The sequence below is a fragment of the Pseudomonas sp. GW821-FHT01A09 genome (genome assembly GCF_058986725.1).
The window spans coordinates 33,718-47,991 of sequence record NZ_JBYSWB010000033.1 but is presented as its reverse complement, the minus strand read 5'-3'; the positions used below and the strand labels follow the sequence as shown (position 1 = coordinate 47,991).

Genomic DNA, 14,274 nt, shown 5'->3' with positions numbered 1-14,274 from the left:
GAAGCCGGAACGCGGGTACCCTGAGCCTAGGCGAAGGGCCAATGGGCAGGGCGCGCCGCACAGGCCCGCAGCAAAGGCCCACACTGCAATCTCAAAACCCACCTCCAAAACGCTTCCCTGCTGTATTCGATGCAAGTCCCCCAGCGAAAGGCCGAAGCAAACTCAAAGTACCAACTGGTTTTAAGTTTATAACCTCAAGCATTAATCAATAATGTTCAGCCGTTTATATAACCATAGAACATAACGCTCTTTCCGTTCCGCGTGGCTTTGCTCTATTACTGCTGTGCCGTAACTGCGCGAGTGACTGCCTGAAAGTCGCCCCGCCAGTGCACGTTCTGTAAAGGAGTCATCGCCATGCGTCAGTCCGCTTCGCCCTTGTCGTCGCCCGCTCTCGAAGTCGCCGAGGTGCCTTTGGTCGAGTACCGGTTTCACGAGGGCGTGGGGGCGCCCGCTGGCTGGTTGGGGCGGGTGCGGCGTCAGGCCGGTCGGTTGGGCGGGTTGCGGTTGCTCATCCCGATTGTGCTGCTGTGCCTGTGGCAGCTCAGTGCCCAGGCCGGCTGGCTCAGCGAGTTCGTCTTGCCTTCGCCGTGGAGCATTATCCAGGCCTATCAGGAGCTCTGGCACACCGGCGAGTTGCAGGCAGCGCTGCCGGTGTCCCTCGGACGCGCCGGGTTGGGGCTGTTGATCGGCGGTGGTCTGGGGTTGGTGCTGGGCGTCGTCGCCGGCCTCTCGACCCTGGCCGAGCGTCTATACGACGCGCCGCTGCAGATGCTGCGCACCATCCCGTTCATTGCCCTGGTGCCGCTGTTCGTGGTGTGGTTCGGTATCGGCGAGTGGTCCAAGGTGCTGCTGATCATCGGCGCGTCGATCTTCCCGGTGTACCTCAACGCCTACCATGGCATCCGCGCCATCGACAAACGCTTGCTGGAACTGGGTGCCAGTTTCGACATGAACCAGCGCCAGGTGGTCCGCCTGATCGTGCTGCCGCTGGCCATGCCGAGCATCCTCGTGGGCTGGCGCTATGCCGCCGGCGCCGCGCTGCTGGGGCTGGTGGCCGCCGAACAGATCAACTCCAACGCCGGTATCGGCTACATCCTCAACAACGCCAACCAGTTTCAACGCACCGACATCATCATCGCCGGCATCCTTATCTATGCCGTGCTGGGGGTGATCGTCGACATCGTCATGCGCCTGATCGAACGCGCGCTGCTCAGCTGGAGACCCCGCCATGAGCCATCTTGAGAGCCTCGACCGTTACCACGCCGCGCGCCTGACTCCGCCTGCGGCAAAGCCGGCCGTCATTGAATTGCACGGCCTGAGTAAACGCTATGGCGACCAGGTGATTCTCGACGCCCTGGACTTCACCCTGCGCAAGGGCGAGTTCGTCGCCCTGGTCGGGCCTTCGGGCACCGGCAAGACCACCTTGCTGCGCATCGTCGGCGGCCTTGAAACCGCCAGCGCCGGCAGTGCCGCGATTGCCGAACAGACCTCGGTGGTGTTCCAGGACCCGCGTCTGATCCTCGCGCAGAAAGTCTGGCGCAACGTCGTGCTCCAAGACCACAAGGCCCCCGACAGCTATGCCCGGGCGGTGGCGGCGCTGACCGAAGTGGGGCTGGGCAGCAAGGCCGATGCCTGGCCGTCGAGCCTGTCCGGTGGCGAGGCGCAGCGGGTCGGCCTGGCCCGGGCGCTGTATCGCGCGCCTGACCTGTTGCTGCTCGACGAACCCTTCAGTGCGCTGGACGCTTTCACTCGGCGCAAGGCCCAGGATCTGGTCATCGACCTGTGGCGCGAGCACCAGCCCGGCGTGCTGCTGGTCACCCACGACATCGAGGAGGCGATCCTGCTGGCCGACCGCGTGCTGGTGCTTGGCGCCGGTTTCGTCAAGGCCGACATCGCCGTCGACCTGCCGCGCAAACGCGACCCCACGGCCAGCGATTTCAACCAGATCAAGCGCAGCGTGCTGCAAAACCTTGGCAGCGTCGCCTGAAAAAACTTCTGCCAGATGCCCTTATTCAACAGTAGAGAAGATCATGAACAAGATTGTCCGCGGCCTGCTGCTGCCCACCTTGGGGCTTATCGCCTTGCACGCCAGTGCCGAAGAACGCACTACGCTCACCATCGCCTATCAGGACGCTGGCTTCCCAGCCCTCATCAAGGAATCCAAGGTCCTTGACGGTGCGCCGTTCGACGTCAAATGGGTCCTGCTCACCGGCCCGGCCGCCAACCTCTCGGCGCTGTACGGCAAGGCCATCGACGTCGGCCATATGGGCGATACCTCGCTCACCATCGAGCAGGCCAATGCCCGCACCGACTGGACCAGCGCCAACGCACCGCTGAAGATCGTCGCCGGCTGGCGCAACGACTACAGTCCCGACTACTCGCCACTGGTCACCGCCGTGCGCACCTCGGCCAACATCGACACCCCGGCGCAGCTCGCCCATCACAGCTGGGCCTACAACTACGGTGGCTACAACCACGCCCAGTATCTGCTGTCGCTGGTCAAGGCCGGGCTCACCGAAAAGGACATCAGCCCGTTCAAGTTCAATGACGGCGCTTCTTCGGCGGCTGCGTTCAACTCCGGGCAGACCGACGCCTATTCCGGCAGCCTGGGGCCGATCCTGCAAAGTGTGAGCGGCGGCCAGGCCAAGGTGCTGCTGGATGATCGCGCCACCGGTATTCCGGCGCTGGGGGTATGGACTGCCCGCGCCGATGTGCTCGCCGATCCGGCCAAGAGCGAAGCGCTCAAGGGCTTCTTCCAGCGGGTGAGCAACTACTGGGCCTGGCACAAGAGCCACCAGCAGGAAGCCACCCAAGTGCTGCAGACCACCCTCAAGCTGACGCCGGAGCGCGCGGTCTACGAGTATCAAGTGCGCAGCGGCGCCTTCCGGCCGTTCGATGCCAAGTTGCTGGCCGAGGAGCAGAACGTCGCCGATGCTTTGCTCGCCGGTGGTGCGATCAAGAAGAAGGTCGACGTCAAGATCGGTTTCGACGACCGCTACAACGCTGTGCAGCAAGCCGTCGCTCCCCAAGTGGCGGGGCGCTGAATCATGACCGACGCCGTGAAATTTCTTGCCGACCTCAGTGCCCTGGCCGAAGGTATCGCCGCCACTGCCGATGCCCGCGATCGCCAGCGCGTCTACGCCCATGACCATATCGACCAGCTGCGCCAAATAGGCTTCTGGCGCCTTAACGTGCCAGTGGCCTACGGCGGCCTGGGCTTCGATCATGAGGTGCTGATCCAGGCTGTGGCCATCGTCGCCAAGGCTGATGGCAGCCTGGGGCAGATCCCGCAGAACCACTTCAACTCGGTGGAGCGCCTGCGCGTCGCTGGCAGCCCGGCGCAGCGCGACCATTATCTGTCGCAGATCGGCGCCGGACACTTTTTCGGCAATGCCACCGCCGAGCCTGGCGAGCGCCACCCCGGCGAGGCCGCCGCCGCGTTGACCAAAGCCGCCGACGGCTGGCGCCTCAATGGCCGCAAGGTCTATTCCACCGGCGCCTTGCTCGCCGATCACATCAGCGTGCAGTGCCTGGATGAAAACGGCCGCGGATGCTCGGCCATCGTCACTCAGGGGGCTCCCGGCGTGACCATCACCGATGACTGGGACGGCCTCGGCCAGCGCACCACTGCCTCCGGCAGCTCGGCGTTCGTCGACACCCCGGTGTCGGCCCTCGGGGTGATCGGCCACCCGCGCGACCCGCAGTTGTCGTACCGGATTTCGGCGCAAAGCCAGCTGCTGCATGCCGCCATCGATGTCGGCCTGGCCGAAGGCGCACTGCAGCGCGCAGTAGCGTTGTCGCGCCACGTGCATGGTGGCCGCGGCAGTGGCGCCAAGGCCTTTGCCGACGATGTGCTGGGCATCGCGCAACTGGGCGAACTGGTGCTGCTGGCCGGTTCCGCGCGGCGCCTGACTGAAAGCGCAGCGCGGCGCCTGGCTGCCAGTGACGAGCACACCGCGCTGGAAGACGTGCTGGACATTTTTTACGAAGTGGCCCAGGCCAAGATCCTCACCACCCGCGCGGTGCTGGAGGTGAGCTCGGCGCTGTTCGATGTCGGGGGCGCCAGTTCGGCGCGAATCGGCAGCGGTCTGGATCGCTACTGGCGTGACGCACGCACCCACACCCTGCACGATGCGGTGCGCTGGAAGCCCCATTCCATCGGCTTGTGGGCCAGCCAGCGGATCGTCGCGGACCCTTGGAGCATCGGCCATCCCTATCGCGCCTTCGACGAACTCCTCGAGCTGCACCGGGCGGCGCGCCTCACTTCAGCGCAGGAGCCACACCCATGACTCGCCAGCTGCACCTCAATGTCAACGTCAACAACAGCGGCCGCCACCCGGCCTCGTGGCGAGTAGCCGATGATCCGCTGGGCTTTCTCAGTCTGGAGTTTTACGAAAACATTGGCCGCCTGGCCGAGCGCGGCAAGCTCGATGCGGTGTTCTTTTCCGATGGGTTCGATTACGGCGGCCCCCATGTGGAGCGGCCCTGGCAGTCGCTCGATCCGTTCATAGCGCTGACCGCCGTGGCGCGGGTGACACGGCACGTCGGCCTGGTGGCGACGGTGTCTTCGAGCTTCCACGAGCCCTACAACATCGCCCGTACCGTGGCCTCGCTGGATTACATCTCCGGCGGCCGTGCGGCCTGGAACGTGGTCGGCACGCGCACCCCGGAAGTGGCGCAGCTGTTCGGCCTCGAGCAACTGCTCGACCACGACGCGCGCTATGCCCGCGCCGAAGAGGCCGTTGAGGTGGTCAAGGCGTTGTGGGGCTCGTGGGGCAAGGACGCCTTGGTGGCGGATCAGCGCAGCGGCAGATTCGTCGACGCGCAGGGCATTCATCCCATCGATCACCAAGGCACCTGGTTCAAGGTCAAGGGCGCGTTGAACGTTCCGCGCTCGCCCCAGGGCCGTCCGGTGCTGCTGCAGGCCGGCGGTTCGCCTCAGGGTATGGGCCTGGCGGCGCGGCATGCCGATGCGGTGTTCACCGTCAACCACAGTTTCGAGGCCGCGCAGGCGTTCTATCGCAGCATCAAGGCCGAGGCCGCCAGGCACGGGCGCAGCGCCAACGAGATATTGATCCTGCCGGGGCTGTTGCCGATTCTTGGCAGTACCGAGGAGGAGGCCATCGCACGCAAGGACTGGCTCGATGAGGTGTCCGGCTTTGAACGCGAGCGCCTCGACCTGGCCAACTCCCTGGCCATCGATCCCCAGCACTTGCAACTCGACGAACAGCTGCCGTGGGCCAAAATCGAAGACGCCGCCCGCAGCCGCGCCGGCCAGGGCTTCGCCAAGGCGGTGTTGGATCTGGCCGCGCGGGAGCGCCTGACCGTGCGCGAGCTGCTCAAGCGCAACCCCAACGGCCACCGCAATATCGTCGGCACCGCCGAGCAGGTCGCCGATTCCATCGAGCACTGGTTTCGCGGGCACGCCGCTGACGGCTTCAACTTGAACGCCGACTATTTCCCCCAGGGGCTGGAGGCGATCGTCGAGCAACTGGTGCCCGAGTTGCAGCGCCGTGGGCTGTTCCGCCGCGAATACGAAGCCAGCACCTTGCGCGGCAATCTCGGGCTGCAACTGCCGTGGGCGTGATCGTGCAGCGGTGCTACCAGGGCCGCAGGAGGGTGCATGCGCGGTGACTCCATCACCTTGCGGCTGGCCACCGCGGCCGCCGCGCTGCGTTATGAGGACCTGCCCTCCGAGGTGGTGGATCAGGCACGGTTGCTGATGACCGACACCTTGCTGGTCGCCGCCGCCGGGCAGACCTCGGCCCTGGCCCGCAACCTGTGCGCCACCGTGGCGCCCTCGGCCGGTAACTGCCATGCCTGGTTCGTCGATACGCGCGCGCCCATGGCGCCGGTGGACGCGGCCTTCATCAACAGCCTGCATGCGGCGATGCCCGGTTACGCCAGTATCAACGACAAGGTTCACGCCGATATCGTCTGCCTGCCGGCCGCCTGGGCGATGGCCGAACACCTGGGCAGCAGCGCTGCGGATCTGCTGCTGGCGTTCGTTGCCGCCATAGAAATCGTCGGGCGCCTGTCCCATCACGCCACCCAGCGCAGCGCCGGCTGGTCGCACACGTCGCTGTATGGGTGTCTGGGCGCGGCGTTGGCGGCTGGCTTGTTGCTGAAACTGCCGCCCGAACAACTGGCCGATGCCATGGGCCTGGCCCTGGCGCAGGGCGCAGGCACCCAGCAGGGCAGCCTGGAAGCCGCCATCAGCCGCCGCTTGCAGCCGGCCTTCGCCACCCGCAACGGCGTGTTTGCGGCGCAGCTGGCCGCCGCTGGCGCCACCGCAGCGAGTCAGGCGGTAGAAGGGCGTTTCGGCTTGCGCGCGCTGTATGAGGCCGGGGATGACAAGCGCCTGTTCACGGGGCTGTGGCAAGAATGGCAATTGCTCGACACCTCGCTCAAGCCGTGGCCGGTGTCCGCCTGCAGTCAGGCTGCAATCGCGGCGACGCTGGATCTGCGTCAGCGCCACGAGATCGACGAGCAGGAGATTCTGCAGATCGTCGCCTACGTCTCGCCGTTCATGTTTCGCTACGTCGGCGCCGAGTTCAGCCTCGACGGCGATATCGAAATGCTCGCCCAGTTCAACCTGCGCTATCACTTGGCGACTGCGGTGTTGCGCGGCCCCGTGACCTTCGCCCACCTGCGGCCCGAGGCGCTGCAGGATGCCGATATTGCCCGGGTGCTGCGCAAGGTGCATCTGCGCGTCGACCCGCGCAACCCCCATGATTTTGCGCCGGTCACCGTCGCCTTCACCCTGCGGGACGGGCGGGTGCTGGAGGCGCTGCAAGCGCACCTGCCAGGCTCGCGTCAGCAGCCGATGAGCGCCGCTGAATTCGCCGCCAAGGCCGCCAGCTGCGGCGCCCAGGCCGGTATCGACGGGCTGGCGCTGCTCGAGCGTCTGCGCCATTTCGAACACGCCACAATCGATGTGGGAGCGGGCTCTGCCCGCGAAGCGCTGCTGCGGTTTTCCCGCGTATGCCCCACGCCCATTCACTAACTCGATGAAGGATCACGACATGTCAGTCCCACAAAATACCGAACAGGCGGTGGTTCCGGCCGTGACCGTCAGTCAGCTGCGCGAGCGCCTGGCAGGCCATGGCGAAATCGCCTTGATCGACGTCCGCGAGCAGGGCGTGCAGGCGCGCGATGGCTACATCCTGCGCAGCGCCGGGCTGCCCCTGAGCCAGCTGGAGTTGCGCGCGGCGACCTTGCTGCCGCGTTTGCACACGCCAGTGATCGTCACCGATGCCGGCGACGAGACCCTGGCACGACGCGCAGTGGCCAAGCTGCAGGCGCTCGGCTACAACCAGGTCAGCGTGCTGCTGGGCGGCGTCGCGGCCTGGCAGGCGCAAGGCGGCGAGCTGTTCACCGGCACCAGCGCCTTGAGCAAGGGTTTCGGCGAATTCGTCGAGCACCAGTACGGCACGCCGCACCTGAGCGCCGAGGCACTCAAACAGCGCCTGGATGCCGGCGAGCAGATTGTCCTGCTCGATGGCCGCACCCTGGCCGAGTTCGACAACTTCAGCATCCCCGGCGCCCAGGCCTGCCCCAATGGCGAGCTGGTCTATCGCGTGCATCCGCTGCTGGCCGACGACAGCACGCCGGTGGTGGTCAACTGCGCCGGGCGCACGCGCTCGATCATCGGCGCGCAGACGCTGATCAACGCCGGGCTGAAGAACCCGGTGCTGGCGCTGGAGAACGGCACCATGGACTGGCTTAGCGCCGGTTTCGAGCTGCAAAGCGGCGTCGAGGCCACGGTGGCCGCGCCGGCTCGGTTGCAGGCCGCGGATGCAGCAGCCAGGCACTTGATCGAGCATTTCGAGGTGCCGGTGATCGATCTGCAGACCTTGGAGCACTACCGTCTGGAGGCCACTCAACGGACCTTGTATCTGTATGACGTGCGCACCCGCGCCGAGTACCAGGCCGGGCACTTGCCGGGCGCGCGCTGGGCCGAAGGCGGCCAGTTGGTGCAAGGTGTGGATGTGTACATCGGCGTGCAGAACGCACGGGTGGTGCTGGTCGACGATCAGCATGGCGCGCGCGCGGCGGTGGCCGGTTCGTGGCTGGCGCAGATCGGCTGGGCCGAAGTGTCGATCCTGCGGGTCGATGCCGAGCAGGCCAGCGAACGCGGCGACGATCCACAGCCGCTGCGCGCGCCCTTGCCCAAGGTGCAGAGCCTGAGCCCGGCGGCGCTGGCAGCGCTGTTGCCGGCGGGGCAGACCGTGGTGCTGGATCTGGACAGCAGCCTGGTCTATCGCGAGGGGCATGTACCGGGAGCCTGGTTCGCCATTCGTGCGCGGCTCGATCAGCGGTTGCGCGAATTGCCGGGCAGCGGCGCGGTGGTGCTGACCAGCGGCGATGGCCGCCTCGCACAACTGGCGGCGGCCGAAGTGCAGGCGCAGGTGGCACGCCAGGTGCTGGTGCTCGAAGGCGGCACTCGGGCCTGGATCAAGGCCGGGCTAGCGCTGGAGCAGGGCGAGACGCAGCTGTGGGACAAGGCCGATGACGTGTGGCGCTCGCCGTATCAACTGGAGGATCGCAACGCGGCGTTCCGCGAGTATCTGGACTGGGAGCTTGGGCTGGTGGAGCAGTTGAGGCGTGATGGAACGTCGCGGTTCAGAACCTTCCCGTAGCCCTGTAGCGAGGGGGCTTGCCCCCGATTGCGGTGTGTCAGATAAATCAATGTGGCTGACACACTGTTATCGGGGGCAAGCCCCCTCGCTACAGGGCCCGGCTTGATTGGGCCATCATCGCCGCACTGCCGACAACTGGCCGTTACACCCCATGGCGCACTCTGGGAAAGCCGTTAGCGTCACGCCGCATCGATCTCATGCCCCTTGGCTTCAGCGGCCTGGGCTCAGACGGGCGCGGCTACGACGGCGCCGTTGTCCTGCAGGTCGCGCTGCCAGGCGCGCAGGCCATAGATGGCCAGCAGAATGAAGCCGGCGTAGAGCACGGCAGTCAGCGGCAGCGCCTTGTAGAAGTACAGGCCGGTATAGAGCGCGTCGAGGACGATCCACAGCCACCAACTGGCGATGAACTTGCGCGCCGCCCAGTAGCTGGCCACCAGGCTGAAGCCGGTGAGGCTGGCATCGAACCAAGGCAGCGAGGCATCGGTAAAGTGCGCCATGGCCGCGCCCAGCGCCACCGAGATCAGTGCTCCGAATGCCAGACTGACCGCCGCCAGTGGCGCTGACAAGCTTTCGACGCGCACCTTGCCCTGGTCCATGCGCCCGGTCTGCCAGCGCCACCAGCCGTAGCCCTGCATGCCGGCGAAGACCAGTTGCAGGAGCATGTCCGAGTACAGCTTGACGTCATAGAAGATCCACACGTACAGCAGCACCGCCACCACCCCCACCGGCCAGCACCAGGGCGTGCGCCGCGCGGTCAGCCACACACCGACGACGTTGACCAGCACAGCGATGATTTCGAGTGGGGACATCGGCTAACTCCTTCAGAAATGATTTTGGCCAGGAGACGCGGAGTGCGCGCTACCCCGTCAAAGCCGGGAATGCAGCAGTCGCTCGACGGGCTGGCTCGCAACTTTGGCACATTGATCACCGAATGCCCATCTTCAGCGGCGCTGCCTCTGGCATTGCCCTTGGCGGATTCGACGTCTGAAATCCTATCCAGTCCATGCTGCTTGAATAGATCGGCTCATCCTGCAAACGCCCTAGGAATCCTTGGTTTTTTCACCGTTTTTTTCAAGATATTGATCACCAATGATGCTCATCAACAGCGTTGTCAGGAAAGACAGGGCATTTATCATTAACACAATGGATGCCAATGCCAGGAAGTCCAGATTTTTGAAATCACCGAATCGGGACACGACGATGGCCCATATCAGGTAGTAAATCCCGATCAGTGTTTCGGTGCTTGATGAGTATAAGTTGCTGATCAGATTGCTGCGTTGCTTGAATTTGTTCGTCCTGACCCAAGCCATTTTCACGCCTAGCAGCGGCAGAACAAATGCGAGAACGTTGGTCCAGCGCAAGGCGCGTTTTATGGATAAAGTCATCAAGTAGTCAACAATGTTTGCTTTTCTGAGATCTTTTACTTCAATCCATACCTGTATGTTCTTCTGTAGGTTTATCGCCAGGATCAAAAATAGAATGCCATAGGGAATATAGAGAGTTTGCTGATTCATGATCAAATAAAGGCAAAGCAGTGGCAATGTAAATTCCGCAACGAAGCGACAGGTATGCATGCAGTCTTTGATGAATGCGTAGAACCGAAGGCTTCGCTGTGCTGTGGTGAGTTTTGCTCCGGGAATCAGCCCGAAATAGCGTCGCCAATGCTTTTTGAGTTCTTGGTTAGGGCCTGCCCACCAGCGAAATTGCTGCTTCTTTATCCCTTCCATCGTTTCAGGAATCAAACCTCTGCCCCAGGTTTCAGAAAATACGTGCCCCGTATAACCTGCCGCCATGATCCTCATGGACAGTTCCAGGTCTTCAGTCAAACTCCATTCTGCCCAGCCTCCCAGGTCATTTAGCAGGGAGCGTCTTATGATACAGACGGTTCCCACCAGATAAGCTGTTCCATACTCATTCAGCGCTGGGTGTACAGTCTTGTGGGGAGATACATAATGGTGGTACACACCTGACAGCAGGGGGTTGGTTTCCCAGTCTCGATAATCGTGACTGGTTTGGATAAAACCAGTGCGTTCGTCTTTGAATAATGGCGTGAATCTGCTCAGGTAGTCGGGAAGTACAAGGTAGTCTGCATCAATGACCGTTATCAATTCGGCATCCGCAGCAGTGTGTAGCAGCGCGAAATTCAAAGCGCCTGATTTTGCGCCTGGTAATGGGTCGACGTGAAAGAAGCGAAAATGGGAACCCAAGGTTTTGCAGTGATCTTGTACAGGTTTCCAAAGGTCGGGGTTTTTGGTGTTGTTATCAATGACTAAAACTTCGAAATCAGGGTAATTCAAGCGTGAAACGGCTTCCAAAGTTTCAATGACCAGTTCTGGAGGTTCTGCGTAGCAGGGCACGTGAATCGATATTTTCGGATTGAGTGCGTCGTGGGTTAGGCTGATCGTTGCCAGTGATGCCTGTAGTCTGGGATAGCTGATAGAATATTTTGGAAGATCTATGACTAACGTGCACAGAATATAGAAACTTGTGATGAAGAGGAATGCGACGAGTAGCAGGAAGTATAATAAGAGCAAGGGACGGGACAGGTTGCTGTTTTGTATGGCTGCCGTGCAGGCTATCAGGATTGCTAGAGGAAAGCTAAATTTGCAGGCTAGATATCCAATGCCCCATGCATTGATGGAGTGGATTAAAGATTTCGCCGCTGCGGCAAATACAAGAGCGCCCGTGGCTGCCAAGAGTGTCGAGTATGTGTCTTTGGTTGTGTACAGCGCTATAGTCGACGCAATGAGCGCGGCGACCAGCCATAGGACTCCCCAGTAGGTCGTATTGAGTTGCTTGTAACGCCAGCGGCTCAAACTGATCAAGCTAGCGATGCAATAGAAACTAGCGGAGAAGTATAATGCACCCATGAGGATCATCCTCAGTAAAGAGCTGTAATGACAGCGGCTGTTGACTATCCGAAGCGCGGGTTTTTAATTAAGCTCAATGTCTTGGGGTGGACGATAATGCTAATCTTGATTATGCCTGCGTACTCGTTAGAGACTTTGGTGCGCCACGTTGTCGAGCGGGCTCAGAAATATAATCGCAATGCGTTGATCGTTGTTTGTCGTCAGCACCAAGGTGCAAGACTTGTGATAATCGATTGCGTATAAGAGGCCCGAGCCATCAGTACCGATGGGCTGGGCTCGAGTTTTGCATGATTATGAGTCATCCGGGTACTATCAGATCTGCTAGTTGCAAACTAGCAGCGTAGCCCAATGGATCGTATGCGAGTTATAAGTCAGCGCACTTACGCTTTTCCTTGTTCGCGGAGCCTGGATCAGTTATCTGGCTGGGCGCCCGGCTTCACGAACCGCAACGTCAACCGATCCGATTCGCCGATCGCGACATATCTGGCCCGGTCCTGGTCACCCAGTTTCAGCGTCGGCGGCAGTGTCCACACCCCGCCCGGGTAGTCCTTGGTGTCCTTGGGATTGGCGTTGATTTCGCTTTGCGCCTGCAGCTTGAACCCGGCATCGGTGGCCAGCTTGACCACGTAGGCGGTAGGCAGGTAGCCGCTGTCCTTAATGCTTTGCAGGTCGGCGCCGTCTTTGGCGCGATGGTCGACCACGCCGAGTACGCCACCGGGCTTGAGCACCTTGAAGAAGGCCGAGAACATCTGTGGCGCGTCGTCCGCCATGACCCAGTTGTGCACGTTGCGGAAGGTCAGCAGCAGGTCGGCGGAAGCCGGTTTGCCGAAGACCGGCGCGGCCGGATCGAAGGTCACGAATTGTGCCTTGGCGTAATGCTCGGGGTCGGCGTCGAACTTGTGCTTGAGCGTATCGCTGGGCGTCGGGCCTTGCAGGGCGGCGATGTAGTGGCCGTGATCCTTGAGCAGCGGGGCGAGGACTTCGCTGTACCAGCCAGCCCCCGGGGTGATCTCGATGACCGTCTGGTCGTGGCGCAGGCCAAAGAATTTCAGCGTCTGCTCGGGATGGCGATAGGGGTCGCGGACGCTGTTTTCCGGCGCCCGCCAAGGGCCTTTGAGGACCTGCTGGTATTGCGCATCGGTAATGGTGGCAGAGGCATTGGCGGCATGGGACAGGGCCGGGGCCAGCAAGGTGGCGAGGGTCAGGGCCAGTAGCGAACGGTTCATGGGTGTCCTTGGCGAAGTGAAGGGTTCATAGCGGACGCTATCACGTCAGACCCTGAGTGCGCTGCGTTGGTGGAGCATAAGGTCATAACCTTCTGGTCGCTGAACGGACCTGTGGCGAGGGGGCTTGCTCCCGATACGGTGGATCAGCTCGAGCGTGGGTGACTGAATGACCGTATCGGGGGCAAGCCCCCTCGCTACAGGGAGCGAGCCCCTTGCCACCGGGAGTGAGCCCTTTGCCGCAGGGAGCAAGCCCTTTTGCCACAGGGAGTGAGCCCTTTGCCGCAGGGAGCAAGCCCTTTTGCCACAGGGAGTGAGCCCTTTGCCATGGGGAGCGAGACTTCAAATCGAAAAGTGCGTCAACGGCGGGTTTTCCAGTGCCAGCAACGGCGCCCTTCGCTTGTTCACCACCAGGGCGCCGATCCGAATCAGATGCGCCCGGGTGATGTTGCGGCTCAAGCCCAGCAGCTCGGCGGTGTGCACCTGGTTGTGCTGGCAGTAGCGGTAGGCGGCCTGCACCAGCGCATCGCCGACGCGCTCGTGCAAGCGCTCGGGCTGATCCTGAAACAGCTGATCGAAAGCGCGCTGCAGCAAGGCGTCGGCGTCCTGCGGGGCGTCATAGGCGACGGCCGTGTGCGCGGGTGACGTATCGAACACCGCTGTCAGCTCGGACAGCTGCAGGTCGGCCTCGCGGATACGTTGGTCGCGGCACACCAGCAGCGCATGGTGGATGGCATTCTCCAGCTCGCGGATGTTGCCGGGCCACGAATAGCGCAGCAGCTTGTGCTGGGCCTGCAGCTCCAGCTCGATATGCCGCGCGCCCATACGCCGGCCATGGCGCGCGACGAAATGCCGAGCCAGCGGCAGGATATCCCCAGGCCGCGCACGCAGCGGCGGCAGGTCCAGGCGCGCGACGTTGATGCGGTAATACAGGTCCGCGCGAAAACGCCCGGCCGCGACCGCCTTCTCCAGCGCGACGTTGGTGGCGGCGACTATCCGCACATCCACGGCAATGCTTTTGCGTGAGCCTACGCGCACGATCTCGCGCTCCTGCAGAACCCGCAGCAGCTTGACCTGGATGGCCATCGGCAAATCGCCGATTTCATCGAGGAACAGGGTGCCGCCATGGGCCTCCTCGAACCATCCGGCCTTGGTCGTCAGGGCACCGGTGAACGCGCCTTTCTCGTGCCCGAACAACTCCGCCTCGACCAGATTCTCGGCGAACGCCCCGCAGTTGACCGCCACGAACGGCCCTTGGCGCCGTTCACTGAGCTGATGTACATGGCGCGCCACCAGTTCCTTGCCGGTCCCGGTGGCGCCGATCACCAGCACACTGGCGTCACTGGGGGCGATCTGCTCCAGGCGCGCCAGCAGCGCGCGCGAGCGCGGGTCTTCGAAGACTTGCGCCGTGGCGCGGATCGAGGTGGCCAGCAACGGGGTATCTGGCAGGGTAACGATGTGCATGGCAGGGCCTTGAGTCTAAGGGTGAAGAGATCGCCGGCGAGCGCATTCTTCACGGCGCGCCTGGGCAAATCCTGC

Annotated in this window: 11 protein-coding genes; 7 read left to right on the top strand and 4 right to left on the bottom strand. The window is 62.8% G+C overall.

Features of this window, described 5'->3' with window-relative positions; translation table 11 throughout:
• The first annotated feature begins 354 nt into the window (after positions 1-354).
• From AC3WJP_RS26015 to AC3WJP_RS25985, 7 genes are read left to right on the top strand one after another with little or no spacing between them, the layout of a single operon-like run.
• Positions 355-1,242: an ABC transporter permease gene (locus tag AC3WJP_RS26015; protein ID WP_493723998.1), complete on the top strand. Its 888-nt coding sequence runs from the start codon at positions 355-357 to the stop codon at positions 1,240-1,242.
• Positions 1,229-1,987: an ABC transporter ATP-binding protein gene (locus AC3WJP_RS26010; RefSeq protein WP_493723997.1), complete on the top strand. Its 759-nt coding sequence runs from the start codon at positions 1,229-1,231 to the stop codon at positions 1,985-1,987. The genes AC3WJP_RS26015 and AC3WJP_RS26010 overlap by 14 nt, the downstream gene beginning before the upstream one ends.
• Positions 1,988-2,030: 43 nt before the next feature.
• Entirely contained in the window at positions 2,031-3,044 is a 1,014-nt protein-coding gene (locus tag AC3WJP_RS26005; protein WP_493723996.1) for a type 2 periplasmic-binding domain-containing protein, read from the top strand.
• 3 nt (positions 3,045-3,047) lie between these two features.
• A complete protein-coding gene (locus tag AC3WJP_RS26000) occupies positions 3,048-4,289 on the top strand; it encodes an acyl-CoA dehydrogenase family protein (RefSeq protein ID WP_493723995.1) in 1,242 nt (413 codons plus the stop codon).
• A complete protein-coding gene (locus tag AC3WJP_RS25995) occupies positions 4,286-5,587 on the top strand; it encodes an NtaA/DmoA family FMN-dependent monooxygenase (protein WP_493723994.1) in 1,302 nt (433 codons plus the stop codon). Before AC3WJP_RS26000 ends, AC3WJP_RS25995 begins: the two co-directional genes overlap by 4 nt.
• A 36-nt stretch (positions 5,588-5,623) precedes the next feature.
• Positions 5,624-7,006 (top strand): MmgE/PrpD family protein, encoded by a 1,383-nt coding sequence (locus tag AC3WJP_RS25990; protein WP_493723993.1) that lies wholly within the window; start codon positions 5,624-5,626, stop codon positions 7,004-7,006.
• Positions 7,007-7,025: 19 nt separating this feature from the next.
• Positions 7,026-8,642 (top strand): rhodanese-like domain-containing protein, encoded by a 1,617-nt coding sequence (locus tag AC3WJP_RS25985; protein ID WP_493723992.1) that lies wholly within the window; start codon positions 7,026-7,028, stop codon positions 8,640-8,642.
• A gap of 224 nt (positions 8,643-8,866) precedes the next feature.
• Here the strand turns inward: AC3WJP_RS25985 and pnuC are convergent, their stop codons facing one another.
• The 4 genes from pnuC to AC3WJP_RS25965 form a co-directional block, all read right to left on the bottom strand.
• Entirely contained in the window at positions 8,867-9,451 is a 585-nt protein-coding gene (pnuC, locus tag AC3WJP_RS25980; protein ID WP_493723991.1) for a nicotinamide riboside transporter PnuC, read from the bottom strand.
• A 231-nt stretch (positions 9,452-9,682) separates the two neighbouring features.
• Positions 9,683-11,512: a glycosyltransferase family 2 protein gene (locus AC3WJP_RS25975; protein WP_493723990.1), complete on the bottom strand. Its 1,830-nt coding sequence runs from the start codon at positions 11,510-11,512 to the stop codon at positions 9,683-9,685.
• 410 nt (positions 11,513-11,922) lie between these two features.
• A complete protein-coding gene (locus AC3WJP_RS25970) occupies positions 11,923-12,738 on the bottom strand; it encodes a class I SAM-dependent methyltransferase (protein ID WP_493723989.1) in 816 nt (271 codons plus the stop codon).
• 339 nt (positions 12,739-13,077) lie between these two features.
• Complete coding sequence (locus AC3WJP_RS25965) at positions 13,078-14,199, bottom strand: sigma-54 interaction domain-containing protein (RefSeq protein WP_493723988.1); 1,122 nt, start codon at positions 14,197-14,199, stop codon at positions 13,078-13,080.
• Positions 14,200-14,274 lie beyond the last annotated feature (75 nt).

Excerpts from the sequence above, each read along its gene's own strand:
- AC3WJP_RS26015 (WP_493723998.1), top strand. The coding sequence starts at position 355 with ATGCGTCAGTCCGCTTCGCCCTTGTCGTCGCCCGCTCTCGAAGTCGCC.
- AC3WJP_RS26010 (WP_493723997.1), top strand. The coding sequence starts at position 1,229 with ATGAGCCATCTTGAGAGCCTCGACCGTTACCACGCCGCGCGCCTGACT.
- AC3WJP_RS26005 (WP_493723996.1), top strand. The coding sequence starts at position 2,031 with ATGAACAAGATTGTCCGCGGCCTGCTGCTGCCCACCTTGGGGCTTATC.
- AC3WJP_RS26000 (WP_493723995.1), top strand. The coding sequence starts at position 3,048 with ATGACCGACGCCGTGAAATTTCTTGCCGACCTCAGTGCCCTGGCCGAA.
- AC3WJP_RS25995 (WP_493723994.1), top strand. The coding sequence starts at position 4,286 with ATGACTCGCCAGCTGCACCTCAATGTCAACGTCAACAACAGCGGCCGC.
- AC3WJP_RS25990 (WP_493723993.1), top strand. The coding sequence starts at position 5,624 with ATGCGCGGTGACTCCATCACCTTGCGGCTGGCCACCGCGGCCGCCGCG.
- AC3WJP_RS25985 (WP_493723992.1), top strand. The coding sequence starts at position 7,026 with ATGTCAGTCCCACAAAATACCGAACAGGCGGTGGTTCCGGCCGTGACC.
- pnuC (WP_493723991.1), bottom strand. The coding sequence starts at position 9,451 with ATGTCCCCACTCGAAATCATCGCTGTGCTGGTCAACGTCGTCGGTGTG.
- AC3WJP_RS25975 (WP_493723990.1), bottom strand. The coding sequence starts at position 11,512 with ATGGGTGCATTATACTTCTCCGCTAGTTTCTATTGCATCGCTAGCTTG.
- AC3WJP_RS25970 (WP_493723989.1), bottom strand. The coding sequence starts at position 12,738 with ATGAACCGTTCGCTACTGGCCCTGACCCTCGCCACCTTGCTGGCCCCG.
- AC3WJP_RS25965 (WP_493723988.1), bottom strand. The coding sequence starts at position 14,199 with ATGCACATCGTTACCCTGCCAGATACCCCGTTGCTGGCCACCTCGATC.